At 32.1% G+C, this 26,398-nt stretch carries 28 protein-coding genes; 24 read left to right on the forward strand and 4 right to left on the reverse strand.

What is annotated here, in order from left to right; translation table 11 throughout:
- The first annotated feature begins 311 nt into the window (after window positions 1-311).
- The 19 genes from AAC053_RS03210 to AAC053_RS03300 all read left to right on the forward strand — a co-directional run bounded on the left by AAC053_RS03210 (window position 312) and on the right by AAC053_RS03300 (window position 17,944).
- Window positions 312-2,879 carry a tetratricopeptide repeat protein gene (locus AAC053_RS03210; RefSeq protein WP_339752727.1) on the forward strand — a complete coding sequence of 856 codons (2,568 nt, stop codon included), beginning with the start codon at window positions 312-314 and terminating at the stop codon, window positions 2,877-2,879.
- Window positions 2,880-2,894: 15 nt separating this feature from the next.
- The gene (locus AAC053_RS03215) at window positions 2,895-3,344 is read left to right on the forward strand and encodes a polymer-forming cytoskeletal protein (RefSeq protein WP_339752730.1); all 450 of its coding nucleotides are present in this window, start codon (window positions 2,895-2,897) and stop codon (window positions 3,342-3,344) included.
- Window positions 3,280-3,540: an AtpZ/AtpI family protein gene (locus tag AAC053_RS03220; RefSeq protein ID WP_339752733.1), complete on the forward strand. Its 261-nt coding sequence runs from the start codon at window positions 3,280-3,282 to the stop codon at window positions 3,538-3,540. The genes AAC053_RS03215 and AAC053_RS03220 overlap by 65 nt, the downstream gene beginning before the upstream one ends.
- Window positions 3,541-3,549: 9 nt before the next feature.
- Complete coding sequence (locus AAC053_RS03225; protein WP_339752736.1) at window positions 3,550-3,945, forward strand: hypothetical protein; 396 nt, start codon at window positions 3,550-3,552, stop codon at window positions 3,943-3,945.
- Between the two features lie 144 nt (window positions 3,946-4,089).
- Window positions 4,090-5,178: a F0F1 ATP synthase subunit A gene (atpB, locus tag AAC053_RS03230; RefSeq protein WP_339752738.1), complete on the forward strand. Its 1,089-nt coding sequence runs from the start codon at window positions 4,090-4,092 to the stop codon at window positions 5,176-5,178.
- A gap of 19 nt (window positions 5,179-5,197) precedes the next feature.
- Window positions 5,198-5,407 (forward strand): ATP synthase F0 subunit C, encoded by a 210-nt coding sequence (atpE, locus tag AAC053_RS03235; RefSeq protein WP_339752741.1) that lies wholly within the window; start codon window positions 5,198-5,200, stop codon window positions 5,405-5,407.
- A 75-nt stretch (window positions 5,408-5,482) separates the two neighbouring features.
- Entirely contained in the window at window positions 5,483-5,977 is a 495-nt protein-coding gene (locus tag AAC053_RS03240) for a F0F1 ATP synthase subunit B (protein WP_339752744.1), read from the forward strand.
- Between the two features lie 6 nt (window positions 5,978-5,983).
- Window positions 5,984-6,520, forward strand: a complete 537-nt coding sequence (gene atpH / locus AAC053_RS03245) for an ATP synthase F1 subunit delta (protein WP_339752746.1) — start codon at window positions 5,984-5,986, stop codon at window positions 6,518-6,520.
- Window positions 6,521-6,581: 61 nt separating this feature from the next.
- A complete protein-coding gene (gene atpA / locus AAC053_RS03250) occupies window positions 6,582-8,162 on the forward strand; it encodes a F0F1 ATP synthase subunit alpha (RefSeq protein ID WP_339752749.1) in 1,581 nt (526 codons plus the stop codon).
- A 117-nt stretch (window positions 8,163-8,279) separates the two neighbouring features.
- Window positions 8,280-9,140 (forward strand): ATP synthase F1 subunit gamma, encoded by an 861-nt coding sequence (gene atpG, locus AAC053_RS03255; RefSeq protein ID WP_339752752.1) that lies wholly within the window; start codon window positions 8,280-8,282, stop codon window positions 9,138-9,140.
- Between the two features lie 224 nt (window positions 9,141-9,364).
- Complete coding sequence (locus AAC053_RS03260) at window positions 9,365-9,898, forward strand: hypothetical protein (RefSeq protein WP_339752755.1); 534 nt, start codon at window positions 9,365-9,367, stop codon at window positions 9,896-9,898.
- Window positions 9,899-10,068: 170 nt separating this feature from the next.
- Window positions 10,069-11,529 carry an oligosaccharide flippase family protein gene (locus AAC053_RS03265; RefSeq protein ID WP_339752758.1) on the forward strand — a complete coding sequence of 487 codons (1,461 nt, stop codon included), beginning with the start codon at window positions 10,069-10,071 and terminating at the stop codon, window positions 11,527-11,529.
- A 1-nt stretch (window position 11,530) separates the two neighbouring features.
- Window positions 11,531-12,112 carry a DUF6090 family protein gene (locus tag AAC053_RS03270; protein ID WP_339752760.1) on the forward strand — a complete coding sequence of 194 codons (582 nt, stop codon included), beginning with the start codon at window positions 11,531-11,533 and terminating at the stop codon, window positions 12,110-12,112.
- 170 nt (window positions 12,113-12,282) lie between these two features.
- Window positions 12,283-12,717 (forward strand): dUTP diphosphatase, encoded by a 435-nt coding sequence (gene dut, locus AAC053_RS03275; RefSeq protein ID WP_339752762.1) that lies wholly within the window; start codon window positions 12,283-12,285, stop codon window positions 12,715-12,717.
- Window positions 12,718-12,967: 250 nt separating this feature from the next.
- The gene (locus AAC053_RS03280) at window positions 12,968-13,987 is read left to right on the forward strand and encodes a sugar phosphate nucleotidyltransferase (RefSeq protein WP_339752764.1); all 1,020 of its coding nucleotides are present in this window, start codon (window positions 12,968-12,970) and stop codon (window positions 13,985-13,987) included.
- 112 nt (window positions 13,988-14,099) lie between these two features.
- Complete coding sequence (locus AAC053_RS03285) at window positions 14,100-15,461, forward strand: tetratricopeptide repeat protein (protein WP_339752767.1); 1,362 nt, start codon at window positions 14,100-14,102, stop codon at window positions 15,459-15,461.
- 87 nt (window positions 15,462-15,548) lie between these two features.
- Window positions 15,549-16,340 (forward strand): DUF4292 domain-containing protein, encoded by a 792-nt coding sequence (locus AAC053_RS03290; RefSeq protein WP_339752769.1) that lies wholly within the window; start codon window positions 15,549-15,551, stop codon window positions 16,338-16,340.
- Window positions 16,340-17,563 (forward strand): peptidoglycan DD-metalloendopeptidase family protein, encoded by a 1,224-nt coding sequence (locus AAC053_RS03295; RefSeq protein ID WP_339752772.1) that lies wholly within the window; start codon window positions 16,340-16,342, stop codon window positions 17,561-17,563. Before AAC053_RS03290 ends, AAC053_RS03295 begins: the two co-directional genes overlap by 1 nt.
- A gap of 105 nt (window positions 17,564-17,668) precedes the next feature.
- Window positions 17,669-17,944 (forward strand): GIY-YIG nuclease family protein, encoded by a 276-nt coding sequence (locus AAC053_RS03300; protein WP_339752794.1) that lies wholly within the window; start codon window positions 17,669-17,671, stop codon window positions 17,942-17,944.
- A 142-nt stretch (window positions 17,945-18,086) separates the two neighbouring features.
- Here AAC053_RS03300 and AAC053_RS03305 read toward each other — a convergent pair whose 3' ends face one another.
- Complete coding sequence (locus AAC053_RS03305) at window positions 18,087-18,596, reverse strand: acyl-CoA thioesterase (protein ID WP_339752774.1); 510 nt, start codon at window positions 18,594-18,596, stop codon at window positions 18,087-18,089.
- 62 nt (window positions 18,597-18,658) lie between these two features.
- Window positions 18,659-19,597, reverse strand: a complete 939-nt coding sequence (locus tag AAC053_RS03310; RefSeq protein WP_339752776.1) for an SPOR domain-containing protein — start codon at window positions 19,595-19,597, stop codon at window positions 18,659-18,661.
- 107 nt (window positions 19,598-19,704) lie between these two features.
- Between AAC053_RS03310 and dprA the strand changes: the two genes are divergently transcribed.
- A complete protein-coding gene (gene dprA / locus AAC053_RS03315; RefSeq protein ID WP_339752779.1) occupies window positions 19,705-20,808 on the forward strand; it encodes a DNA-processing protein DprA in 1,104 nt (367 codons plus the stop codon).
- Between the two features lie 26 nt (window positions 20,809-20,834).
- On the opposite strand, the gene AAC053_RS03320 is transcribed toward dprA, so the two are convergent.
- Entirely contained in the window at window positions 20,835-21,185 is a 351-nt protein-coding gene (locus AAC053_RS03320; RefSeq protein ID WP_339752781.1) for a helix-turn-helix transcriptional regulator, read from the reverse strand.
- A gap of 106 nt (window positions 21,186-21,291) precedes the next feature.
- Here AAC053_RS03320 and AAC053_RS03325 point away from each other — a divergent pair, with 106 nt between their 5' ends.
- Genes AAC053_RS03325 through AAC053_RS03335 form a run of 3 tightly spaced genes read left to right on the forward strand, consistent with a single transcriptional unit; the run spans window position 21,292 to window position 24,940 of the window.
- On the forward strand, window positions 21,292-21,537 hold the full coding sequence (locus AAC053_RS03325) for a hypothetical protein (protein ID WP_339752783.1): 246 nt from the start codon (window positions 21,292-21,294) through the stop codon (window positions 21,535-21,537).
- 9 nt (window positions 21,538-21,546) lie between these two features.
- Window positions 21,547-22,296, forward strand: a complete 750-nt coding sequence (locus AAC053_RS03330; protein ID WP_339752786.1) for a GLPGLI family protein — start codon at window positions 21,547-21,549, stop codon at window positions 22,294-22,296.
- Entirely contained in the window at window positions 22,286-24,940 is a 2,655-nt protein-coding gene (locus AAC053_RS03335) for a hypothetical protein (RefSeq protein ID WP_339752788.1), read from the forward strand. Before AAC053_RS03330 ends, AAC053_RS03335 begins: the two co-directional genes overlap by 11 nt.
- Before the next feature lies 1 nt (window position 24,941).
- On the opposite strand, the gene trpS is transcribed toward AAC053_RS03335, so the two are convergent.
- Entirely contained in the window at window positions 24,942-25,913 is a 972-nt protein-coding gene (gene trpS, locus AAC053_RS03340; protein ID WP_339752797.1) for a tryptophan--tRNA ligase, read from the reverse strand.
- A 121-nt stretch (window positions 25,914-26,034) separates the two neighbouring features.
- On the opposite strand from trpS, the gene AAC053_RS03345 reads away from it, so the two are divergent.
- A partial coding sequence (locus AAC053_RS03345) for a 1-acyl-sn-glycerol-3-phosphate acyltransferase (RefSeq protein WP_339752791.1) occupies window positions 26,035-26,398 on the forward strand: 364 nt, incomplete at its 3' end.

Below are 26,398 nucleotides of genomic sequence, written 5' to 3' on the forward strand. Positions count from 1 at the left end.
TTTATAAATTTAATCACAAGTTTTTTATGCTTCATTATTTTGGTGAATTAGCGCCTCAGTCTATCCAAAGACAGGCTGTAAACAGCTTTTATTTTTAATATAACTTATAATATCAGAGCAACAATAAATAAGTCTTTATTCTTGTTTCTAAAAGCGTAGCAGTCTAATATCTTATTAAATACCTTCAAAAATTCAAAAAGATGTTTATTTTTACCACGTAACACACTAAATACGTAACATTTTAGTTATCTATTAATCAAATAGAACCAACGTTGAAAACCTATTATAAAATTATATTACCCCTTTTTTGTGTGGTACTTATTGCCCAAAGTTGCTCACGAAAAAAAGATACGTTTATTAACAGAAATTTTCATGCTTTAGGGACTAAATACAACATTCTTTATAATGGTAATTTAGCACTAGAGCGTGGAAAAGAAGGTGTTAATGATGAGTTTACTGAGAATTTTTGGGAGCTATTGCCAATAGAGCGTTTGAAAGTGGAAGAAAATATTTTTCTTCCAGGACAATCTAAAAACGCAGACTTTGATAGAGCCGAAGAGAAAGCTATAAAAGCAATTCAGCTTCACGGAATGAATATCGATGGCAAGGAAAAGAATTACCAGATAGATGAAGCATATCTACTTTTAGGCAAAGCACGTTATTTCGATCAGCGTTTTGTTCCAGCATTAGCAGCTCTCAATAATATTTTGAATAAGTATCCTACAAGCGATAAAATTAACCAAGTAAAAATTTGGCGCGAAAAAGCAAGTATGCGTTTAGATAATAATGAAGGAGCTATTAAAAAGCTAAAACGTTTACTCGATGAAGAAGAGTTAGAAGACCAAGATTTAGCAGATGCAACGGCGACTTTAGCACAGGCTTATATTAATTTAAAGCACAAAGATAGCGCATTAACGCAATTAGAAATTGCCGCAAATTATACTAAGAATAAAACTGAAAAAGCACGTTATCACTTTATTAGAGGACAATTGTACAATGAGTTTGAAAAAAAAGACAGTGCCAATATGGAGTTCGATGCTATTATAAATATGCATCGTCAAATACCAAGATCATTTTATATTAACGCACACCTTGAGAAATCAAATAATTTTGATGAGGCCAACGGTGATTTAGTTGAGTTTCAGAATTACCTTACAGATATAGAAGAGAACAGAGAAAATAGGCCTTTCTTAGATAAAATATATTACCGTATTGCAGAGTTTCACCACAATAACACTTCCGATAGTCTGTCTGAAACGTATTATAATAAATCGCTTAGAAAAACGAGTTCAGACAATTATTTAAGATCACTCAATTATGAGACCTTAGGAAATATGTATTTTGATAGAAACGTGTATAAAACAGCAGGAGCTTATTACGATAGTACACTGACTGCTATGGTTCAAAATACTAAGCCATACAGAATCATTAAAAAGAAGCGCGAAAACCTTGATGATGTTATTTATTACGAAGGTATAGCACAGGCAAACGATAGTATTTTAAATATTATTAGTCTATCTAAAGAAGAACAACTCGCAATTTTCACAGAATATGCAGCGCAATTAAAGATAAAAACGCTTGAAGAAGAAAAGCGTAAAGAGGAGGAATCTGAAAATCGTAAAAACACAGCTGTTACTAAACTAAATAGTGTAGATGGAGGTAAATCTAAGGCTATTGGTAGCCCAAGAAATTTACCGGGAAATTTTGGCAATAAAGAAGGTAACAGTAGCTTTTATTTCTATAACCCTACAACTGTGGCTTATGGAAAAAATGAATTTTTAAAAATTTGGGGAGAACGGAAGCTGCAAGATAATTGGAGACTTTCAGATCAACGTTCCATTGTAAAAAGCATTGATAAAGATGAAGTAGCAATAGCCTTAAATATAGATGAGCGTTTCGATCCTCAAACTTATATAGCATCACTTCCTACAAAGCAAAGTGATATCGATAGTATCTTCAAAGAAAGAAACTTCGCATATTATCAATTAGGCATTATTTATAAGGAAAAGTTTAAAGAGTTTGAACTAGCAAAATCCAAGCTCGAAACTCTATTAAAAAATAATCCTGAAGAGCGATTGATTCTACCTTCAAAATACAACCTTTATAGAATTTATATTGCGTTAGGTCTTAACAGAAAGGCAGAAGCGATGAAAAGCGATATTGTTGCAAATTTCCCTCAGTCGCGTTATGCTGAAATTTTATTAAACCCACAATCCGAATTGACTAAAGACAAAAACAGTCCGGAAGCTATTTACACAAGGCTATATCAGCAATTTGAAAATGAAGAATATGCTGAGGTTATTGCAACAGCAGAAGCTCAAATTAAACGATTAGAGGGCGATGATTTTGTCCCGAAGTTTGAAATATTAAAAACATCAGCAAAAGGCAGGCTTTATGGTTTTGAAGCTTATAAAGACGGGATTAATTATATCGCTTTAACCTATCCAAATACCGAAGAGGGTAAAAAAGCACAAACCTTATTAAATGAAGCAATACCAGCTCTAGCGAAAAAAGAATTTGTTCCTGATGATGCAGCACAATACTTTAATGTAATTTATCAGTTCAACAAAAATTCTGGTGAAGACATAGTTGCCTTTATCAAAACCTTAAATGAAGAGATTGACGAAAAGATTAAATATTTTGACTTAACGACTTCAAAAGATGTTTACAACGATAACACTATATTTGTTGTTGTCCATGGTCTAAAAAGTATTCAGGGAGCTAGTGGTTTTGCACAATTGCTTCAGTCAGATGAAAAAGATAAAAGAGGAAGATCTGTAAAGCCAAAAATTACTAAAGCATATTTTGCAATTTCTTCACCGAATTATACTATTATTCAACGACATAAAAACTTAAATGCGTATTTAAAATTGCAGTAATTTAAAACTATTATTATGTTTTCCTCAGACAGTAAAAAACCAAAACAAGAAACAACTATGGAAACAAGTACTCAGCAGAATATCATAGCTCAAGGCACCAAAATAGTTGGCGATATAGCAAGCCAAGGTCCTTTTAGAATAGACGGAACCGTTGAAGGTAATGTTAAAACCACAGGGAAAGTTGTCATAGGTAAGTCGGGATTTATAAAAGGAACTTTGCAAGGTGAAAATGCCGATTTTGAAGGTAAGTTTTCAGGTAAGCTCATTCTGTCCGGGACTTTATCCCTTAAAGCTACCGCACATATTGAAGGAGAAGTACATACAAGTAAACTAGCCGTAGAACCAGGAGCAACTTTTAATGCCACTTGTAGCATGAAGGGTACGGTTAAAGCTTTATCTAATGAATCAATCAAACCAAAGCCAGCACAACAACAAACCACCCAAAGACCAGAAAGACAGGCATAATTCTTACTCGCGGTTTTCTGGGATTGCAATTCAAATGTTTGCAATAATTGGAGTTGGGACTTTTATTGGTGTAAAACTAGATGAAAGCTATCCTAATGAACACAAATTATATACATTAATTTTGTCTTTAGCATCCGTAATACTATCAATAGTTTATGTAATTAGACGTATTATTGCAGGCTCAAAAGACAATTAATAAGTCATTATGGAAAATTTTAAAAAGAGACAAATAGCTTTTTTGTTACAGTTAGTTGGTGTTAGCGTATTATTATTTGCAATACATAGTTACCTATTGTATTATTTTGCTAAAGAAATCACCTTCTTTTTTCCTCTATGGCAGATTTATACTTTTCATCTAATTATAACCTTAGCATTATATACTATAGTTAATTATAGGTTCTCTTCTGGTAAAAAGGACATCTTTAATTTATTTATGGTAATGACCTTTTTTAAAATGGCATTAGCTATTTTGTTTCTATTGCCCTTAATACTTTCAGATTTTGAGAACAAACAACCCGATGTTTTTAATTTTTTCATTCCGTATTTCTTGTATTTATTCTTCGAAGTTTTTGCGTTGACTAAATTTCTTCAAAAACCTTAAAACAGGTTTTAAAACACCTATAAATCAGCGATTTTAATCGATAAAAAGCCTATTGAAATTATAGGGAAATTATTGTTTGACAATTCATTTAATGTACGTACATTTGCACGGAATTTATAGCAAGGTATTTTAAAGCCGCAAATAATGACATTAAACACCATTAAACGTACAGTATTTACCGTTCTGTTTTTATCAGTATTTAGCTTGGGTTTTGCCAAGGACGCTAAAGAGGGCGGAGATGATAAGAAATTTGATCCTAAAGAGATGATTTTACATCATGTTAAGGATGCTTACGGAATGCATTTATTTGATTGGGATGGTCACGTTGTTTCAATCCCACTGCCTATTATAGCATATACAGGTAATGGTTTCACAACGTTTTCCTCTTCAGAATTTCAACATGATTATAGTGGTGAAGTCATCGTAGAGAAAGACGGCCTACGTTTTGTTAATGTACATGAAAAAATGTACATATTAGATGAAGGCGCAACGGCTGTAACTTATGATGCCGAGCATCATCCAACAAATGCACACAGGCCAACTTTAGATTTGTCTATTACAAGAAACGTCTTTATGATGTGGGTTTCTATTGCGGTATTGCTTTTAATATTTTTATCCGCTGCACGTCGATACAAGAAGTCAGAGAATTTTGTGCCATCTGGTATCGCAAGCTTTGTAGAGCCTTTAGTTATTTTTGTACGTGATGAAATTGGCATTCCAATGATTGGTGAGCACAAGTATAAAAGATATATGCCATATTTACTGACTATCTTTTTCTTTATATGGGTCAATAATATTTTTGGGTTGATTCCATTTTTAAATGAAGCAAACGTGAGTGGTAATATTGCGTTCACATTTACACTTGCCACTATTACTTTTATCATAACCACTTTTAGTGGTAACAAAAACTACTGGAAACACATCTTTTGGATGCCAGGAGTGCCTGTACCAATGAAAATATTTTTAATGCCAATTGAGATTATAGGTATGTTTGTAAAACCACTATCATTAATGATACGTTTGTTTGCTAATATTACTGCGGGTCACGTAATCATATTAGCATTAATGTCATTAATATTTGTATTTAAGTCTTATGCAATTGCACCAGTATCTGTAGCATTCTCATTGTTTATTACAGTCATTGAAATTATTGTTACAGCAATACAAGCATATATATTTACAATATTGTCGGCCCTTTATTTTGGCATGGCAACAGAAGAAGAACATCATTAATTAATTTAAATTTTATATTATGACTATTACTGGAATTGCAGCTCTTGGAGCTGGTTTAGCAGCCATTGGAGCTGGTATTGGTATTGGTAAGATTGGTGGATCTGCTATGGAAGCTATGGCGCGTCAACCTGAAATGCACGGAAAGATTCAATCTTCTGCATTAATCTTAGCAGCCTTCGTAGAAGCGGTAGCACTATTTGGTGTTGTTGTTGCTTTCTTACAAGGGTAAGACATTTAAGGTACAGAAGTAACGGTTGGTTACTTCTGTATTTTTTAAAATTTAAGTTATTTAAAACAAAATAGAATGGATTTAATTACACCGGAACTTGGACTTGTCTTTTGGACGTTAATTACATTTTTAGTATTACTTTTTATCTTAAGAAAATTTGCTTGGAAACCTATTTTAGGTGCTGTAAGTGATAGAGAAGAAGGAATTAAAAATGCTTTAGCTTCTGCTGAAAAGGCACGTAAAGAAATGGAAAATCTTCATGCAGACAACGAACGTATTTTACAAGAAGCACGTGCAGAGCGCGAGGCAATGTTAAAAGACGCACGGGATATGAAGAACAAGATTGTTTCTGATGCTAAAGATGAAGCACAGGTGCAAGCTAGCAAAATGATTGAGCAAGCACAAGCAGCAATTCAAAGCGAAAAGAAAGCTGCTATGGCAGAGCTAAAAAGCCATGTTGCAGGTTTATCTCTTAGTATAGCTGAAAAAGTAGTTCGTAACGAATTATCTAACAAAGACAAGCAATTAAAGCTGGTCGAAGATATGTTAGGTGAAGCAACTTTAAACTAATTATAGATGTCAGGATCAAGAGCAGCAATACGATATGCTAAAGCAGTTTTAAGCCTAGCTACAGATCAAAAATCTGCTGATGCAGTAAATAGTGATATGAAATCAATCACTAGTGCAATCGGTCAGAGCGAAGATTTAAGTCAATTGCTTCAAAGTCCTGTAGTAAGATCTTCAGATAAAAAGAGTGTACTAATAGCAGTATTTAAGGATGCTAATGTTGCTACAACGAATCTAATTGATACTTTAATCTCTAATAAGAGACTAGCGCTTTTAAATGATGTAGCCGCTAGTTATACTCAGTTATATGATCAGTTGAGAGGCTCTCAAGTAGCATCAGTTACAACAGCAGTGTCATTAACAGATGATTTAAAAACTAAAGTATTAGCCAAAGTAAAAGAACTTACAGGTAAAGAAGCAGAAGTAGAAAATATAATAGATGAAAGCATTTTAGGTGGTTTCATATTACGAGTTGGTGATATTCAGTATAATGCTAGTATTGCAAATAAGCTCGATAAATTAAAAAGAGAATTTACATTAAATTAATTATAGTTTTAGGTTAGCTTTTTCTAAAGGCTAACAGATAAAAGCTAAAGACTAATAAAAAATGGCAGAAGTAAAACCAGCTGAAATATCAGCAATCTTAAAACAACAACTTTCAGGTTTCGAAGCAAGCGCTTCATTAGATGAAGTTGGAACAGTATTAACTGTAGGTGATGGTATTGTACGTGCTTACGGATTAGCTAATGTGCAATATGGCGAATTAGTAGAATTCGATGGTGGTGCAGAGGGTATCGTACTTAACCTTGAAGAAGATAACGTAGGTATTGTACTTTTAGGAACTTCAGTAGGAGTTAAAGAAGGTTCTACAGTAAAACGTACTGAGCGTATTGCCTCTGTAAAAGTGGGTGAAGGTATCGTTGGTCGTGTTGTAGATACTTTAGGTAACCCAATTGATGGTAAAGGACCAATAACTGGAGAAACTTACGAAATGCCATTAGAGCGTAAAGCACCTGGTGTTATATACAGAGAACCAGTAACAGAACCATTACAAACAGGAATTAAGGCTATTGATGCAATGATCCCAGTTGGTAGAGGACAACGTGAGTTGGTAATTGGTGACCGTCAAACTGGCAAAACAGCCGTTTGTATTGATACCATTATTAATCAAAAAGAATTTTACGATGCAGGTGAGCCTGTGTATTGTATATATGTTGCTGTAGGTCAAAAGGCTTCAACAGTAGCTTTAATTGCTAAAAATTTAGAAGAAAAAGGCGCTTTAGCCTATACTACAATAGTAGCTGCAAATGCATCAGATCCTGCTGCAATGCAAGTATATGCACCTTTTACAGGGGCATCTATTGGTGAGTATTTTAGAGATACTGGTCGTCCAGCTTTAATTATCTATGACGATTTATCTAAGCAAGCAGTTGCTTATCGTGAGGTATCTTTATTATTACGTCGTCCTCCAGGGCGTGAAGCATATCCTGGTGATGTATTTTACTTACACTCTCGTTTATTAGAGCGTTCTGCAAAAGTGATTAATGATGATTCTATTGCTAAGGAGATGAATGATTTACCAGATTCTCTTAGGCCATTGGTAAAAGGTGGTGGTTCATTAACCGCATTACCAATCATTGAAACACAAGCAGGTGACGTTTCTGCATATATCCCAACCAATGTAATTTCTATTACAGATGGTCAGATATTCTTAGATGGTGATTTATTTAACTCTGGTGTTCGTCCTGCAATTAACGTAGGTATTTCTGTATCTCGTGTTGGTGGTAATGCACAGATTAAATCTATGAAAAAAGTAGCAGGAACATTAAAATTAGATCAAGCTCAATTCCGTGAATTAGAGGCATTTGCTAAGTTTGGTTCAGATTTAGATGCAGTAACTTTAAATGTTATTAATAAAGGAAAGCGTAATGTTGAAATCTTAAAACAAGCACAAAACGATCCTTTTAAAGTAGAAGATCAGGTTGCTATTATTTATGCAGGTTCTAAGAACTTATTAAGAGATGTCCCTGTTGAGAAAGTGAAAGAATTTCAGAGAGATTTCTTAGAATTCTTAAAAGCAAAGCATAGTGATGTGCTTAGTACTTTAAAAGCAGGTAAATTAACTGATCAGGTTATAGATACACTTACAAGTGTAGCAAAAGACCTTTCAGGAAAATATAGAGGATAATTACAGTTTTGTGTCATCCTGAATTGTCACACTAAGCGCAGTCGAAGTGTAGTTTCAGGATCTCAAATTTCAGAAATGAAGATTCTGAATTAAATTCAGAATGACAAAAAAGAAACTATGGCAAACTTAAAAGAAATACGTAATAGAATATCATCAGTCTCTTCAACGATGCAGATTACCAGTGCCATGAAAATGGTGTCTGCTGCTAAATTGAAAAAGGCTCAAGATGCTATTACTGCTATGCGTCCTTATGCTAATAAGTTAACTGAATTACTTCAAAGTTTAAGTGCAACGTTAGATGCAGATTCTGGAAGTAAGTACTCTGTTCAACGTGAAGTGAAGAACGTATTAATTGTTCCTATTAGTTCTAATAGAGGATTAGCAGGCGCATTTAATTCTAACATTATTAAGCAAACAAATGTGTTGATTAATGACGTTTATGTAGATAAAAATGTTTCTGTTTTGGCTATTGGTAAAAAAGTGAATGATGCTTTTGCTAAACAAAACAGAGTTATAGCTAATAAAAGCACTGTGTTTGATGATTTAGCTTTCGATAATGTCGCAGCTATTGCGGAAATGTTGATGGAAAAATTTGTTGAAGGTGAGTTCGATAAAATTGAACTAGTCTATAACAATTTTAAAAATGCTGCAACTCAAATAGTTATAACTGAGCAGTTTTTGCCAATCGTTCCTTTAGAAGGTGATGCAAATGTAAATTTAGATTACATTTTTGAGCCATCAAAACAAGAAATTGTGGAGACCTTAATTCCGAAGTCTTTAAAGACGCAATTATATAAAGGTATTAGAGACTCATTTGCTTCAGAGCATGGTGCACGTATGACGGCAATGCATAAGGCAACTGATAATGCAACTGAGTTAAGAGATCAGCTAAAATTAACATACAATAAAGCAAGACAAGCAGCTATTACTAACGAAATCTTAGAAATTGTTGGCGGTGCTGAGGCACTTAATAATTAGGAGATGGCCAAATATTAATATAGCGAGGCCATTAATAACTAACAATTGTCATTCAGAACTTGATTGAATTTCTTAAATTATATAAAACCTAACTTTTACGAGTTGGGTTTTTTTATTTCTTTTAGTGAGAGGACAGCTCGCGCTTCATCGATAAAATATACTTATTAACGATACATTTGATTTTTTTATCTATATTGCCTTTCCAAATCTTAACCTACATTACAATGAAACTACTAAAAAAGGCGACTTACGCCATGGTTTTCGCTGTTATCGTTGCATCTACTTTTCAGTGTGCAAGTCACAAAGAAATAGCCACTACGACTTTTGAAGAACAAACTCCATTTAAAGTTAAACCTGTTTATTTTCAAGAATGGTATGCGGGCATTAAAGTTGGTGGTACTGGTATTAATATCTATGTTCCTGTTGTTAATAAAACCAATAACGTTCAATTGGATAGTATTTATTTTAGAAACTTAAAAGGAAAGCTTATCGAAAAGGGTGGAAGATATTCCGCATTACTTAAGAATAAAGCAGGTGATTACACATTTAAAATTTCAGAAAGTGCCGTGGAGTATCCGTTCACACTTTTAAACAATGAGTGCGCAATTAGCTATATAGAAAATGGTGAGACTAAGTATTTAAAAATCTCAAAGACTAGCGAATTAGCAGGTATTTATTATGAAAATGGACCACCATCAATTTATACAACCAGATCATCTACAGTAATTGCTACGCTAGATGATGAGCATGCCGACTAATAAAGATTTTAGTTATTGAGTCATCCTAAAATAGGTTGAAAGGTTATATTAAAATAAAATTAGACCAGAACAATCATTTGTACAGGTTTTTTGGGTAAAATTAATTGTTTAGCCCGTTGAGTAAACCAAGTATTAATTTAATACTTTTGAGCTTAATCAATACTTTTAGATTGAGCGGATTCAAATCACTTTTTAAGCAAACCTTTATTTATGGTTTAGCTACTGTGCTACCAAGAATGTTGAGTTTTTTATTAGTGCCATTATACACAAGTCCAGAGGTGCTTTCTAGTCCTGCAGAATATGGTAAAGTCTCAGTAATCTTTTCATATTTTGTATTATTCAATGTCATTTTAGCTTACGGGATGGAAACCGCATTCTTTCGTTTTTTTAATAAAGAGGATGATAAAGATGCTGTTGTCGGAACAGCTACAATTTCTTTAATAATATCTTCCATAGTATTCTTTGTATTGGCATTACTATTTCAAAATCAAATAGCAAATTATATCAATATCGATGTTAAGTACATCAACTTAGTTATTTGGATATTACTATTAGATGCTTTAGTCATTATTCCTTTCGCTTGGCTTCGCGCCAATCAAAAGCCAATGCGTTATGCTATAGTTAAGATATTAAATGTAGTTATCAATATTGGCTTAAACTTATTCTTGCTGTTATCCTTACAAGATTTAGCTCAAAATGGAGGGGTATTTGAAGGTATTTACAAACCTAATTTCGAAGTCAGCTATATATTCATTGCTAATTTGGTTTCAAGTGCATTCACTTTAGTTTTAATGTTTTCATTCTATGCTAAGCTTAAGTATAAATTCGATATAAGCTTATGGAAACAAATGATGAAATATGCTGTGCCAGTTTTAATCGCAGGTATTGCCTTTTCAATCAATGAAACTTTTGATCGCATATTACTAAAAGAACTATTACCAGCAGATGTTGCTGATAATGAAATCGGAATGTACTCAGCTTGTTACAAGCTAGCATTGTTTATGACCTTGTTTGCGACGGCTTATCGTTTGGGTATTGAGCCTTATTTTTTCAGTCATGCAAAGACTAAAAATCCGCAAAAAAATTATGCCAGTATTTTAGAATTCTTTGTAGCTTTTGGTTCAATCATTTTACTAGCTGTTGTTGTATTTGCCGATGTCTTAAAACCGATCATAATTAGAAGCGAAGCATATTGGGAAGCCATGTGGATTGTACCAATTATTTTAATTGCAAATTTCTGTTTGGGTATTTATCACAACCTTTCTGTTTGGTATAAAATTACAGACAGAACAAAATTTGGAGCCTATATTTCTGTCGTTGGAGCTATAGTAACTTTAATAATCAATTTTGTTTTTATTGAATCGTACTCCTATAAAGCCTCAGCTATAGCGACACTTGTGGCTTATGCGATAATGATGTTATTATCCTACTATTTCGGGAGAAAGTATTATCCAATTCCTTATAATATCAAGAAAATAGGGTTGTATATGCTGACCTCAATCTTTTTATCAGTATTGTCTTTTTATTATTATCCTAGCAATTATTTTATAGGAATTACAATGTTAATTGTATTTTTGGTGCTAGTTATTGTGTTGGAAAAGAACCAACTAAAACAGGTCTTAAAACGCTGAAATGATAAAATTATTTCGTAAAATACGCTACGACCTTATGGAAAAAAACAAAACAGGCAAGTATTTAAAATACGCTATTGGCGAGATTTTTTTGGTAGTTATTGGGATTCTTATTGCATTACAATTAAACAACTGGAACCAAAATAGAGCCTTAAAAAAAGAAGAGCTTAAAGTAATGAAAAGCCTTCATAAAGAGTTTAGTCAAAACCTTGTTAAATTTGATAAAGTCTATAATGTTCATTTAGAAAGAAAAAAAAATATAGAATTAATTATGGCTATTAAGCCTCAAGAACTTTCAATGGATAGTTTATGGACTTTAATAAAAGCTGTTAGTGCTAATAATTACACCTTCGACCCATATCAAGGCATTTATAATTCTGTGATTAATTCCGGAAAAATAGAGATAGTATCAAACGATTCATTAAAAGAAAAAATATATAGAGTACAGGATTTAATTAGCGATTACAAAGAGGAAGAAATTGGCTCAAGGAACTTCGCCATTCAAAATCTTCATAAATATATATTATCAGAAACGGTTTTTGATAATTTTAAATTAAATCAACAAAATTATTCACCAACTTAAAGGGAAGAGTTAAGACTTAAAAATATATATAGAATTAATAGAGTCTGATAAATATGTAAATATATTGGTTTACTTAAAATCATGGATGACTGATATTTTTACCGAAGGTCCAATTTTAAGAGAAGAAATAGTCTCTATAATTAATTTATTAGAAGAAGAAATCGAAAAACATGAAAATTAAAATAATAAACAAATCAAGACACGAGTTACCGCATTACGAAACCATCGCATCTGCTGGTATGGATCTGCGTGCCAGTTTAACAGAGTCTAGAATATTAAAACCTTTAGAAAGAACCATCGTTGGTACAGGCTTATTTATAGAATTACCAATAGGTACTGAAGCACAAGTAAGACCAAGAAGTGGGTTAGCGGCAAAAAAAGGAATTACAGTACTAAATGCACCAGGAACAGTAGATGCAGATTACAGAGGTGAAATAGGAGTAATTTTAGTAAACCTCTCAAATAAAGATTTCACAATTAATAATGGTGAACGTATTGCACAATTAGTTATCGCAAAACATGAACGTGCTGAATGGGAACAGGTTGAGTTATTATCTAACACTGATAGAGGTGAAGGTGGTTTTGGGAGTACAGGCGTTCAATAAAATTCTTGCGAAAGCAGGAATCTCATAATTAATTGTATAAAACATTGGTACGTCTATAAAATGAGCAATAAGAAAGATGGTGTTTTATAAATTGGAGTACCTGATAATATAGAAGAGATTGGAAAATAGAATTAATAGAAGATTTGAATCCAAGTTGGTCAGGTATAAGTGTCAATTGGAATCTGAATTATAGTAAAATTAGAAAAGAAGTTTAACCTTTAAAAGATACCTGCTTTTGCAGGCATGTAATATGAAAATAATAGTACCAATGGCAGGCAGAGGTTCGCGCCTTAGACCGCATAGTTTAACCGTGCCAAAACCTTTAATTCCGGTTGCGGGACAACCTATAGTACACCGTTTAGTAAAAGATATCGCCAAAATTTTAAAGCAACCTATTGAAGAAATTGCTTTTGTTTTAGGCGATCCTGCATTTTTTGGTGATGAAGTTATTGAGAGTTTAACTGAACTTGCTGAAGGACTTGGAGCTAAAGCATCTATTTACAGACAAGATCAACCACTAGGAACTGGGCATGCTATTATGAGTGCTAAACCATCTTTGTCTGGTCCTGCTGTAATTGCTTATGCAGATACATTAATTAGAGCAGAGTTCGATTTAGATTCGGCTGCCGATAGTGTCATTTGGACAAAACGCGTGGCAAATCCTGAAGCTTATGGAGTGGTAAAATTAAATGACCAACATAATATTGTTGAGTTGGTTGAAAAGCCAGAAACCTTTGTTAGTGACCAAGCCGTAATAGGCATTTATTACTTTAAAGATGTTGCAGTATTAAAGGAAAAACTACAAGAAGTATTAGATGAAAACATAATGAATGGAGGCGAATACCAGATTAACGATGGTATTAAACGTATGATGGCAGATGGAAGAGTTTTTAAAACAGGTACAGTTGACGAGTGGATGGACTGCGGAAACAAAGCGGTTACTTTAGAGACCAATGCTAAGATGTTAGGCTTTTTAACAGCAGATAAAGAAGAACAATTAATTGATGATTCTGTCGTTTTAGAAAACTCATCAGTTATTGAGCCATGCTATATTGGTGAAGGCACTGTGTTAAAAAACACAACGGTCGGACCATATGTTTCAATAGGTAAAGCTTGTGTCATAGAAAACTCAACCGTTAAAAATAGCTTAATTCAAAACCAAAGCACTATTAAAAACGCTAATTTAGACGAAGCTATGATTGGTAACCATGTGAAGTATAATGGTGAGTTTACTAAGATTAGTATTGGTGATTATACAATAATTGAGTAAAATTCCTACGAAGGCTGAAAATCGAAGATTCAACGAATCTAATCTCTTGATTTTAGTTTGGAACAATCTTTGAAAGTTAAATTGTCATTCAGAGTAAAATGAAGCATCTTAAATGAAATTGAATAGAAAAATAATAAGACTTTTCTTAGTACTTTTTATAGTACCAATGCTTGCTGTGGCTCAAGTCAATTTCAATAAACCACCAGATGATGACTTAGGAAACGTAGAAGACGAATTTCAAGAGTGTTTTTTTGAAGCCTTAAAACAAAAAGGAATTGAAAACTATGATCGTGCTATAGATGCACTTCAGAAATGTTTAAACCTAAATAGTAAATTTCCAGTTATCTATTTCGAACTCGGTAAGAATTATAATAAACTCAAAAACTTTGGTGCTGCAGAAGACAATCTAAAAAAAGCGATTAGTATGCAACCAGATAACGAATGGTTTTTGGATGAACTCTACGATGTTTATTATCAGCAAGACGATATTAATAATGCCATAAAAACCATAAAACAACTTGTAAAATTCCATCCAGATTATAAGGAAGATTTAGCAGCACTTTATGTTAGAGAAGAAAAATACAAGCAAGCTTTACAATTATTAGATGAGTTGGATTCTGAAATAGGTATTAGCGAATCTAGAGATGCGATGCGTAACGATGTTTACAGTATTACAGGCAATGCAGACGATAGAATTGAAAATCTTGAACAGCGCATTGCTAATAATCCCAATAACGAAGACAATCATTTAAAGCTCATTTATAGATACAGTCAAACAGGAGATCGGAAAAACGCTTTTAAAGCGGCTAAAAACTTATTAAAAGTGAAGCCAGACTCTAAGTTTGTGCATTTAGCGTTGTATAAATTTCATCTTCAAGATGGTAAAGTCAACGCTGCTATTCGTTCTGTAAAGATAGCATTAACGAGTCCAGAGATTAATGCAGATGCTAAAGCTAAAGTTCTAAAAGATTTTGTGAATTTTGTGGCTAAAAACCCTAAACACGAAGCTGAATTAATTAACATTATGGTTTTGGTTGACGAGAATAAAGACGCACAAACCCATAGTGACTTAGGTCAGTATTATTTAAAAGCAGGAGACAAGGTTAAGGCACTTTCAAATTTCAAAGAAGCGCTTAAGCAAGACCCTAGCGACTTTAAATTAATAAAAGACGTATTACTACTTCAATTAGACATTAAAGACTATATAGCCGTTATAAATGATAGTGAAAGTGCTCTAGAGTTATACCCTGCACAACCTATTTTGTATTTAGTAAATGGTGTAGCTAATAATAATTTAGAACACTATAAAAAAGCAATCGATAATTTAGAAATGGGTTTAGATTTTTTAATTGATAACCCTAATATGGAAGCCGATTTTTATTCTCAATTAAGTATTGCTTATAAAGCCTTAAATAATATTATTAAATCTGAAACGTTTGCTAAAAAGGCACAAGCCATAAAAGCGCAACAATAAATGAAACGAGCATTTTCAAAAGTTTAAATAAAAAAAATGATTAACAGCAAACGACATGTGACCAATGAAAAGCAATAGAAAACACACATGAATTTACCTCAAACCTATAAAAACTTAAAAACCACATTTTGCATAGTATTAGTTCTATTAGCTTTTAGCTGTAGGTCTGCTAAAAGTGTCATCGCATCTGGTGAAGCAAGCAATAAACTCTCTGCTAAGCAAGTCATTAAGCAGCACCAGAAGAATGATGCTAATTTTAAAACTATGCTCGCGAAAGTTAGAATTGACTTAATTAAAGGAGAAAAAGAACAAGGCCTTACGTTTAATTTTAGAATGGAAAAGAATAAGGTGATCTGGTTAAGCGCTCCGTTTGGAATAGCACGAATGATGTTAACTCCAGATAAAGTTCGTTTTTATAATAAACAAGACAATCAATATTTTGATGGAGACTATAAGCTATTGATTGATTTTGTTGGTGTAGATTTAGATTTTTTGAAAGTGCAGAATATTCTTTTAGGTCAGGCTATTTATAACCTCAAAGATGAACCTTATAGAGTTGAGATTAATGAAAATTCTTATGCATTGCAACCAAAAGATCAGAATGCACTTTTAGAGTTGTTTTATCTTATTAATCCGTCGCATTTTAAAATGGATAGTTTACAGTTATTCCAACAGTTGAAAAGAAGAATGCTTCAAATCGATTATTCCTCTTATCAAGAAGTAAAGAATCAAGTATTACCTCAAAACATAAGAATAATTGCAGTTGAAGATTCAGATGAGGTTGCCATTACTATAGAATTTAAATCGGTATCTTTAAATGAAGACGTTCGTTTCCCGTTTAAAATTCCTACTGGATACAAAGAAATAGTTATAAAATAATGAGTACTAAGCGATTCTATATTACACTTGTTTTTGCATTGCTACTATCTTGCTTTGCTGTTACTGCACAAGGCAATAAGCAAAAGGAGTTGGAGGCTCAACTTCAGCAAAAACGTAAAGAACTTAAAGAACTTAATGCCTTATTATTCTCTAATAAAAAGCAAAAAAAATCAGTAATCACTCTCATTGAAGACCTTACCTATAAAGTAAGGGTTAGAAAAAATTTAATTAAAATTACTAACGAACAAGCTAATCTACTAACAAGAGAGATTAACGGCAATCAAAAAGAAATTACAAGCCTTAGAACACAGCTTCAAGAATTAAAAGATGATTATGCGGCAATGCTTGTAAAATCTTACAAAAGTAAATCAGAACAAAGTAAAGTGATGTTTCTATTATCTTCAGATAACTTTAAACAAGCCTATAAACGTTTGCAATACATTAAGCAATATGCTAATTATCAAAAAGAGCAAGGTGTAGCTATAAAGACAAAAACAAAGCAACTTCAAGACTTAAATATTCAATTATCTAAACAAAAGGAAGACAAGCAAAAGCTTATTGAAGAAAACCGAAGTGAAAAACGACAACTAGAGAAAGAGTTAAAGGATCGCGAAGTATTGATGGCTTCAATTAAGTCTGATATGGGAAAATTTTCGGCTCAAATAAAAAAGAAGAAGCAAGAAGCTGATCGCTTAGATAGGGAGATAGATCGTTTAATTAAGCTAGCTATTGCTGCATCTAATAAAAAAGCAGGAAAAACAACCTCAACAGGAAAGTTTGTACTTACTCCTGAAGCTAAAAAATTAGCTGTAAACTTTGAGGCCAACAAAGGTAAATTAGGCTGGCCGGTTTCTAGAGGAGTTATAAAAAGTAAATTCGGTAAAGGACGTTCATTGACAGATAACTCAATTGAAGTTAATAATTCTGGAATTAAAATTGCTGCTGAAAAAAGGGCTGAAGTTAAGTCTGTTTTTAAAGGTAAAGTATCTTCAATTACCATTGTGAAAAACGCAAATGCCGCTATAATAATACGACACGGAAACTACCTAAGTATATATTATAATCTATCAAAAATTTATGTTAAAACTGGTGATAAAATTGAAACAGGACAAGTGATTGGTGAGGTTTTTAGTAATAAAACCACTGGAGAATCATTACTAGATTTTAGAATATACAAAAACGACCAAAAGCTTAATCCTGAGTTGTGGCTTGCTAAATACTAGCTATAAAGTTATTGATTTGTCATTCAGAGCGCTAGCGAAGAATCTATAAACACCTAAAATTCATATAATTTACATTATGAAAACTATAGGCAATACAACTACTATATTTATATTCTTACAAATAAAACGAAAACAGTACTGTACACTGGTGTAACAAACAATCTTAAAGACCGATTACATTTTCATCATAATCCAGAGCCATTTTCAAAGGCTTTTACTGCGAAGTATAAGTGTTTATATCTGTTATATTATGAACATTTTTTTAACATTGACGATGCCATAAAAAGAGAAAAAGAAATCAAAGGTTGGAGCAGAAAGAAAAAGGAGGATTTAATTAATTCAATTAATGCTAAATGGAAATTTTTAAACGAGGATATCTGAGAGTTCATTAAGTCACTGTGTTCCTTCTGAATGACAAAACATAATGTGTGTCATTCAGAGCACTAGCGAATAATCTCAAAAGAAACAATCAAAAAGTTATATAGATTCTTCAATCCTTACGTCCTTCTGAATGACAAGTTAATTACTCAAATAGCGCTTTAAGCTCAGTAGCTTCATTTGGCTTTATTTTCCCAGCTAAAAGCAAACTCAATTGCTTTCTACGCAAAGCTGCATCAAAACGTTGTTTTTCTAATTCAGTTTCTGGTACAAGCTCTGGTACTTTTACAGGCTGGCCAGTTTCGTCAACTGCAACAAAGGTGTAAATGGCTTCATTAGCTTTAACAGATTCACCAGACTCTCTATCTTCAATCCAAACATCCATATAGATTTCCATAGAAGAGTTAAACGCTCTAGATACTTTAGCTTCAATTGTAACTACACTTCCTAAAGGCACAGACCTATTAAATGCAACATGATTAACAGAGGCTGTTACCACAATACATCTAGAGTGGCGTCTGGCAGAAATACTTGCAGCTCTATCCATACGCGCTAGCAACTCTCCACCAAATAAATTATTGATGGGATTAGTTTCACTTGGTAAAACTATATCAGTAACGATTGTTTTAGACTGAAATGCTGTTCTTGATTGCATAAATTTTCGAAATTATGCGCAAAGATAAGGTGCTTTACTTAAATAAATGGATAAGAGAAAGGTTAATCTAATTTCTTAATCAATAACCAAGCATCCCGATTGTGCTCACGACGTACTTTGTAAAGTTCGCTTTGCGCTTCTGCTCTGGTTTCAAAACTAGCGTAAACCACTTCGTGCAAACCATAGCGATTAGCACCAATTTTTCTAGCTTTATAACCTTTAGCCCTAAGTTGATTTACTTTTTTATCAGAATTAGCTTCAATTCTAAAAGCACCAGCAACAATATGGTAGTTGCCACTTTGCTTTTTTATAGATAAGGTTGCGGCAGGCAATGGATTGCTAATAATAAAAGTTGCTTCTTGTACCTTAGCATCAAGTTGCTCATTAGCCTTTTCTTGTGCTAATTGATTGTGGTCTTCAATACTGTTATTATAGAGAAATGCAGCACTTAAACCAGCTAATCCTAATATGATTACAGCAGTAGCTGCATATTTTAACCAATTGTTGTTAGAGCGTTTTTCTGGTGTAAAAGCAATTGGAGCTGTTTCTTCAATTGCTTCAACAGTGTCTTTATAAATCTCGCGTGTAATATCAGAAGACATAAAGTGAGAAAAACCAAAAGAGTCTGTTAGATAATTGATATGGAAAGAAGGATCAAACACAATGTTTCCATCAGCATTTAAAATTAACTCACCAATATTTTCAAACTTAATTGTTTCACCTTCAACTAAAAACGATTTTATAGATTTCACTTGTTCAGAAATCTTTTCCGCAGCCTTAGAATATGGTGTTTTTTCGACCTCAGAAATATAATTAGCTAATAAGCCATCATTATTTTGAAGTTGCTCATTAAATGATAATACTTTTTTAGGAGGATAAAAGGTATGAGTTGTCTTATGGACTTTAGCCGAAACGCGATTGGTTAAAAAGGCTCCTAAACCAGGAACGGTTACACAATCGTAACGGTATAAAAGATCGCTAATGTAAGTCTCTAACTGCATAGTGAAACAAAGTTAAAAATTTTTGATTCTGAATGAAGTTTAGCATGATTTAGTTATTAACATCAGAAAAATTTAGTTTCTTGTAGGTTTGAAATCAATACTTTAAAATGACAGACCAACAATTAATTTACGCTTTAGCTTTGCAACACGTTCCAAAAATTGGTGCAACAACAGCCAAAAAGCTTATTAATCACTGTGGTTCTGCTGAGGAAGTCTTAAAAGAGAAAAAATCGAAGCTCTTAAAAATTGATGGCATTGGCACCATTACAATTGAAGGGCTTTTTGATAAAATTCATCTTGAAGAAGCAGAAAGCGAATTAAAATTCATCAAAGACAATAACATTATCGCTCATTATTTCACAGAAGATACTTATCCCGAAAAATTAAAGCATTGTATTGATGGTCCTATTGTATTGTTCCAATCCGGAAACATCAATTTAAAACAACAACGGATTATTAGTATCGTTGGAGCTCGAAAAATAACAACTAGCGGAATCGCATTTTGTGAAAAGTTGGTTGAATCCTTATCTCAATTTAACCCAGTAATTGTTTCGGGCTTTGCTTATGGTACCGATATTACAGCACAGAAGGCAGCAGTTAAACACAATTTGCAAACCATAGGTTGTTTAGCGCATGGACTAAACCAGATTTATCCTAAAGTGCATAAAAAATATGTAGCAGGTATTGAAAATCATGGTGGATTTTATACCGATTTTTGGAGTACAGATACATTTGATAGAAACAACTTTTTAAAACGAAATAGAATCATTGCAGGACTTAGTGAAGCGACCATAGTTATAGAATCTGCCGAAAAAGGTGGAAGTTTAGTAACAGCAGATATTGCAAACTCGTACAATAGAGAAGTATTTGCCGTACCAGGAAGAACAACTGATAGCCAAAGTATTGGCTGTAATAATTTGATAAAATTTCAGAAAGCACATTTACTATCTAACCCTTTAGATGTACCTTATATGTTGAATTGGGAACTGGAATCCGATAAAAAACCAGCAGTACAAAAACAGTTATTTGTAGAGCTAGAACCAGATGAGAAAATCATTTATAATTTTTTAAAAGATAATGACAAAGAGTTACTAGATGTCATTGCTTTACGCTGTGAAATGCCAACCTATAAGATTGCAGGCATATTATTAAATATGGAATTGAAAGGAGTTGTGCGACCTTTGCCAGGTAAGTTGTTTGAGGTTATTTAAATTCCTGCGCAGGCAGGAATCTTAACTTAGGAATCTTTCAACTTTTCTTTCAACTCTCTTATTAGTGCATCTTTATCCTTAAGCTGTTTCTCATAGAGTTCAATTAATTTTTCTGATAATTGATTAACTACTTCTGCATAGCCAACACCACCATTCTGATTGTTGTTATTCACAAAAACAGTCTTTCCATCTAACAATTCATTAATATTGGTATCTAAAATTTCTGCAATTTGTTGCAGGAGAATAACATCTGGCACAGATTTATCTGCTTCAATGTTGCTAAGTGTTGCTTGTGACACATGTAATTTCTCAGCTAAAACTTCTTGTGATAAGCCTTTACCAGCGCGTTTGGTTTTAATATTACTGCCTATACTCATAGAATTATTAAAATTTTAATAAAGATATTATTTTTTTAATTGGTGCAATTGTTCTTTTGATTGAATTTTAACTAATTATTAATCTTTTAACTTAAAATTTAATATTATGAAAAAAATTCTTGTTTTATTTGTATTGGCTTTTAGTCTAATGTCATTTACTAGTAATAAATTAATTACCAATAAATCCGAGCTACCTCAAGTTTGTTGTAAAGCAACATTAATAATTAATGGAGAACCTGGTCCATCTGCGACTGCCTGTGTAAATGGAGTTTCTGGACCGGAAACTATCAATCTTGTTTGTAAGATGGCGAAAAATAAATTAATGAAAGAATTGACAGCAGCAGCTGAATAAAAATATATAATGAAAACTTTTGTTTATACAATTCTTTGCTTTTCTACATTTGTCTTAGGAATCAAGGGGAAAGAAGAAAGAACATTGATTATCAATTATATTCATTCTACTCATATTGAAGGTTTGCCTTCAAAGACTTCGGTTAATGCTACCTTAATTTCAAATGATAAATTTTCATTATATGAAATGGATTATCGTAATAATCAAAATTTAATTGACGAGGAAGACAATGATGATGGTCAAACGTTTCTTTCAATAAGAACTTCTTCTAACCCGTATATTTTCAAAGATTATTCAAAAGAAATTTTTTATAGTACTGAAAGGATTAGCATTAAGCCATTTTTGGTTAAAGATTCGACTAATATATTTAAATGGAATTTATTAGAAGAGCGAAAGACCATTTTAAATTATGATTGTCAAAAAGCCAAGTTAGAATATAGAGGGAGGGTTTATATAGCTTTTTTTACTACTGACATTCCTTTTAATGCAGGCCCTTGGAAATTTTCTGGTTTACCTGGTACAATTTTGGAAATTAAATCTGAAGATGGAGTTTTTGAAATGAATGCAGTTAATCTGAAAATTATTAATAATAGTACAGATATATCAAGTCCTTACGAAAATTTAGAAAAAGCAATTAATTGGGAGGAATTCATATTAAAATATAGAAAAAAATACGATGAACTTCTTTCATATGTTGATGAAAACAACGTTACAATGACAATACCGAAAAGGAAAATAGAAGTATTAATTGAAGACTAAGTTAAGTATTCATGGAAATAAAAACAAAACCATAAATTTTTTTATGGTTTTGTTTTTTATTATTAGTAATATATCATATTCCCAAGGTGTTGTTCAGGGTTTTGTCAAAGATTCTCTTACAGATGTACCATTACATAACGTAAATATTCTTATAAAATCCAATAAAAATAAATTATTAGATTTTACCTTCACTAATTCTAAAGGGTTTTATAAAAAGACATTACCTAAAGATTATGACTTACTTTATGTAGAAGTATCGATTATTGGTTACAAAAAAAGTGTTAAAGTTATAAAAATTATAGACTCAAATAAGGAGACTTACATTTTAGACTTTGCTCTTAAAGAGCGTCTGGATGAACTAGAAGAAGTATATATTGAAGGAAAAAAGCGACCTATTACGGTAAGACAAGACACTACGGTTTATAATTTAGAAAAGTTTAAAGATGGTACGGAGCGTGTTGTGGAAGATATCCTTAAAAAACTACCAGGCATTACAGTAGGGGAAAATGGTCTGGTAAAATTTAAAGGAAAAACTGTTACCAGATTGTTATTGGATAATGATAATATTTTTGATTCTAATTACGGCATAGGCACAAAAAACATAAGCTCAGATATTATTGAGGGTATTGAAGCGATAGAAGATTATAACGAAAACCCATTGTTAAAAGGCGTAAAATCTTCTCAAAATGTTGCCTTAAATCTTAAACTAAAAAAAGGAGAAGCAGATATTTCAGGAAATACAGAGTTAGGCTTAGGTGTTGATTCTAAAAAATATGCAAAGGGTAATGCTCTCGTAGTTTCAAAAAAAGCAAAAGGCTTCTCTTCTGTTGGTTATAATAACATTGGTGAGAATTATAGCCCTTATAATTTCGTATCTAATAACATTGATATTTCGAGATTGTCAGAGCTATCTCAGCGCACTTCTAATTTAGTTAACGATAATGGTTTTAATTCCATACTGCCAGATAATAGAGTACGTGTTAATAATAATTTTTTCGGGAGTCTAAACGCATTATATAAACTCAAAGACAACCTTTCATTACGAGTAAATTATAATCTTTTTAAAGATAAATTAATTAGAAACGAGAGCACCAACACGCGTTTTATATTTAATAACCAAGAAATTAATATAAACACCGCTGAAAATTTCATTAAGAGCCCACTAATAAACGCAGGTGCTTACGAGCTCATCTATAAAATCAATAAAAAAGAGTTATTAACTTCTAAAGGAAAAGTTGATTATCAAAAAATTAATAGTGCTTCCAGCGGTTTTAATAATGAAGATTTATTTTCTAATAAGACCACTAGCAGAGATGTATTTTTTAATAATAAAATAGAATACACCAATCGTTTTAAAACATCTACTGTATTTCAATCTTCTATTGAAATTTCCTCTAATGACTTACCACAAAATGTAAATATTACTACTGATTTAGATAATGCTAGACAGCAAATTGATTTTAAGAAAAACACCTTAGATATTAATGCGTCTTTATTATCTAAAATAAAAAAAAGCGAATATGGCATTAAGTTAGGCTATAATTTTGATGAAAATTTTGTTAATTCAGACTTGCAAGGTATTTCTTTTAATAATCAGAATATATCAAATGATGTATATTACAGAATATCCAAACCGTACTTAAACTTAGATTATAACCATAGATTAGGTCAATGGAATTTTATAGCAAATATAGAAAATGAGATTTTTAATATTTCTCTAATTGATATGAATTTAGACACGGATTATAATAATTCCTTTTATACTATAAACCCTTCATTAACTATTCAACATAAATTAAGTAAAGTTTCAAATTTATATACGGGTTATAAGCTATCCAATCAAATACCAGACGCACAAAATGTTTTTTCTGGACTAATACTAACTAATAACAGATTATTTCTGAATAATGATTTTTCGTTTAACTTATTTAATAATCAGTCTTTCGATGTTGGTTTTAGAGTTAATGATTTTTATAATTTGTTTCAATTTAATGTGTATGCTAATTATAATTATAGCAAATACGGTTACTTATCTCAGTTAAATATTAATGAAGATTTAAGTTTTTCTACATCAATTGTAGAATCAGTGAATAATAAGAATTTGCAGTTTGGGTTTAGACTAGAGAAGTATCTTCATTTTTTAAGAAGTACACTAAATTTAAATTCCAATTATACGATTAGGCAATATCAAAATATTATAAATGATTCGGGCTTAAGAGACAATACAAGTAAAAATTTATTTGTAGAATTTAAAATAAGAACAGGTTTTAAAGGCACCTTAAACTTTGAAAATAATGTATTTGTAAATAACAATTTCTTTGAAACAGGCTTAGGTAATTCTAACGAATTTACTTCTTTTCAAAATGATTTTTCTGTAAAGTATATCAAAAATAGTTTTCATTTTAATATAAATACCCAATATTTTAAGCCAGATTTAAAACAAGATATTTCAGGAGATTTATTTTTAGATGCATCTATTCGATTGACCTCAAAAAATAAAAAAATAGAATATATGTTTAAAGCCAATAATCTCTTAAATCAGAAAAAATATAGAAATATAAATTCTTCAGATTTATCTACAACAAGTTTTGAGCATAATTTACAAGAACGTTTTGCCTTATTTTCAATTGGCTTTAGATTTTAATTTAATACCCAAGTTTAGTTCTAACACGTTTCAAAACACCTTCAGCAACAACCTTCGCTTTAGCAGCTCCTTTGGCTAGTGCAGCATCAACTTCATTAAGATTATTCATATAATAATCGTAACGTTCTCTTGGTTCAGAAAAACGCTCTAAAATTAATTCGTATAAAGCTTGTTTGGCGTGTCCATAGCCATAATTCCCACGGTCGTAATTGGCTTTCATTTCAGAAATTTGAGCATCTGAAGCTAATAAATTATATAAAGCAAAACAGTTACAAGTTTTCCAATCTTTTGGTTCTTCAAGTGGTGTACTATCTGTTGCAATAGACATTATTTGCTTTCGCAATTTCTTTTCAGGTAAAAATATATCAATGATATTCCCTTTACTTTTACTCATTTTAGAACCATCAGTACCAGGAATTAACATCGTATCTTTTTGTATATCTGCTTTTGGCAATACAAAAGTTTCACTTCCCATTTTGGCATGAAAACGAGATGCCACATCGCGTGTCATTTCTATATGTTGTTCTTGGTCTTTACCTACAGGAATAATTTCTGCATCGTACAATAAAATATCAGCAGCCATAAGCATTGGGTACGTAAATAACCCTCCATTTACATCGTCTAAACGATCTGCTTTATCTTTAAAACCATGCGCTAATTCTAAACGTTTAAAAGGAAAAAAGCAATTTAAATACCAAGATAATTCAGTGACTTGTGGCACATCACTTTGTCTGTAAAAAACCGTTTTATCTATATCTAAACCAAAAGCTAACCAGGTGGCTGCTGTAGAGTAAGTGTTACTTCTTAATGTCTCAGCATCTTTTATCTGAGTTAAAGAATGTAGATCTGCAATAAACAAATACGAATCATTAGCTCCATCTTTTGCTTGTTCTATCGCAGGTAGTATTGCGCCTAAAATATTACCGAGATGAGGTGTGCCTGTACTTTGTATTCCTGTTAATATTCTTGCCATGCCAACTTCCTGCGAAAGCAGGAATCTCATTAAATTAAACTTAATTCTAAAATTGAAACAAAGATAATTTTTTGAAAGAACTATTAGAAGGTATTTGAATTAAATACTTAGTTTTGAACAAATGAAGTTTTTTAAATATCCATTCTGGGTTTTTTATCGTATTTGGTTCTACATATTAGTAGCAATTCCGATAATAGCCTTGTTCCCTTTACTTATTATTTCTATCTCTAGAGAACAATGGTATCCTTATTTCTTTAGGTTAGCACGTATTTGGTCTAAATTTATTTTAATAGGAATGGGTTTTGGATATAAAATAGCAAGAGCCGAAACTCCAGACCCTATAAAGAGTTACATGTTTGTGGCTAACCACACATCTATGGCAGATATTATGCTAATGTTGGTGGCTTCTAAAAACCCATTTGTATTTGTAGGTAAGAAAGAATTAGCAAAAATTCCATTATTCGGTTTCTTTTACAAACGCACCT

It is taken from the genome of uncultured Winogradskyella sp. (assembly GCF_963975125.1).
Classification (GTDB): domain Bacteria; phylum Bacteroidota; class Bacteroidia; order Flavobacteriales; family Flavobacteriaceae; genus Winogradskyella.

Excerpts from the sequence above, each read along its gene's own strand:
- AAC053_RS03215 (WP_339752730.1), top strand. The coding sequence starts at position 2,895 with ATGTTTTCCTCAGACAGTAAAAAACCAAAACAAGAAACAACTATGGAA.
- AAC053_RS03220 (WP_339752733.1), top strand. The coding sequence starts at position 3,280 with ATGAATCAATCAAACCAAAGCCAGCACAACAACAAACCACCCAAAGAC.
- AAC053_RS03225 (WP_339752736.1), top strand. The coding sequence starts at position 3,550 with ATGGAAAATTTTAAAAAGAGACAAATAGCTTTTTTGTTACAGTTAGTT.
- atpB (WP_339752738.1), top strand. The coding sequence starts at position 4,090 with ATGACATTAAACACCATTAAACGTACAGTATTTACCGTTCTGTTTTTA.
- atpE (WP_339752741.1), top strand. The coding sequence starts at position 5,198 with ATGACTATTACTGGAATTGCAGCTCTTGGAGCTGGTTTAGCAGCCATT.
- AAC053_RS03240 (WP_339752744.1), top strand. The coding sequence starts at position 5,483 with ATGGATTTAATTACACCGGAACTTGGACTTGTCTTTTGGACGTTAATT.
- atpH (WP_339752746.1), top strand. The coding sequence starts at position 5,984 with ATGTCAGGATCAAGAGCAGCAATACGATATGCTAAAGCAGTTTTAAGC.
- atpA (WP_339752749.1), top strand. The coding sequence starts at position 6,582 with ATGGCAGAAGTAAAACCAGCTGAAATATCAGCAATCTTAAAACAACAA.
- atpG (WP_339752752.1), top strand. The coding sequence starts at position 8,280 with ATGGCAAACTTAAAAGAAATACGTAATAGAATATCATCAGTCTCTTCA.
- AAC053_RS03260 (WP_339752755.1), top strand. The coding sequence starts at position 9,365 with ATGAAACTACTAAAAAAGGCGACTTACGCCATGGTTTTCGCTGTTATC.
- AAC053_RS03270 (WP_339752760.1), top strand. The coding sequence starts at position 11,531 with ATGATAAAATTATTTCGTAAAATACGCTACGACCTTATGGAAAAAAAC.
- dut (WP_339752762.1), top strand. The coding sequence starts at position 12,283 with ATGAAAATTAAAATAATAAACAAATCAAGACACGAGTTACCGCATTAC.
- AAC053_RS03280 (WP_339752764.1), top strand. The coding sequence starts at position 12,968 with ATGAAAATAATAGTACCAATGGCAGGCAGAGGTTCGCGCCTTAGACCG.
- AAC053_RS03285 (WP_339752767.1), top strand. The coding sequence starts at position 14,100 with ATGAAATTGAATAGAAAAATAATAAGACTTTTCTTAGTACTTTTTATA.
- AAC053_RS03290 (WP_339752769.1), top strand. The coding sequence starts at position 15,549 with ATGAATTTACCTCAAACCTATAAAAACTTAAAAACCACATTTTGCATA.
- AAC053_RS03295 (WP_339752772.1), top strand. The coding sequence starts at position 16,340 with ATGAGTACTAAGCGATTCTATATTACACTTGTTTTTGCATTGCTACTA.
- AAC053_RS03305 (WP_339752774.1), bottom strand. The coding sequence starts at position 18,596 with ATGCAATCAAGAACAGCATTTCAGTCTAAAACAATCGTTACTGATATA.
- AAC053_RS03310 (WP_339752776.1), bottom strand. The coding sequence starts at position 19,597 with ATGCAGTTAGAGACTTACATTAGCGATCTTTTATACCGTTACGATTGT.
- dprA (WP_339752779.1), top strand. The coding sequence starts at position 19,705 with ATGACAGACCAACAATTAATTTACGCTTTAGCTTTGCAACACGTTCCA.
- AAC053_RS03320 (WP_339752781.1), bottom strand. The coding sequence starts at position 21,185 with ATGAGTATAGGCAGTAATATTAAAACCAAACGCGCTGGTAAAGGCTTA.
- AAC053_RS03325 (WP_339752783.1), top strand. The coding sequence starts at position 21,292 with ATGAAAAAAATTCTTGTTTTATTTGTATTGGCTTTTAGTCTAATGTCA.
- AAC053_RS03330 (WP_339752786.1), top strand. The coding sequence starts at position 21,547 with ATGAAAACTTTTGTTTATACAATTCTTTGCTTTTCTACATTTGTCTTA.
- trpS (WP_339752797.1), bottom strand. The coding sequence starts at position 25,913 with ATGGCAAGAATATTAACAGGAATACAAAGTACAGGCACACCTCATCTC.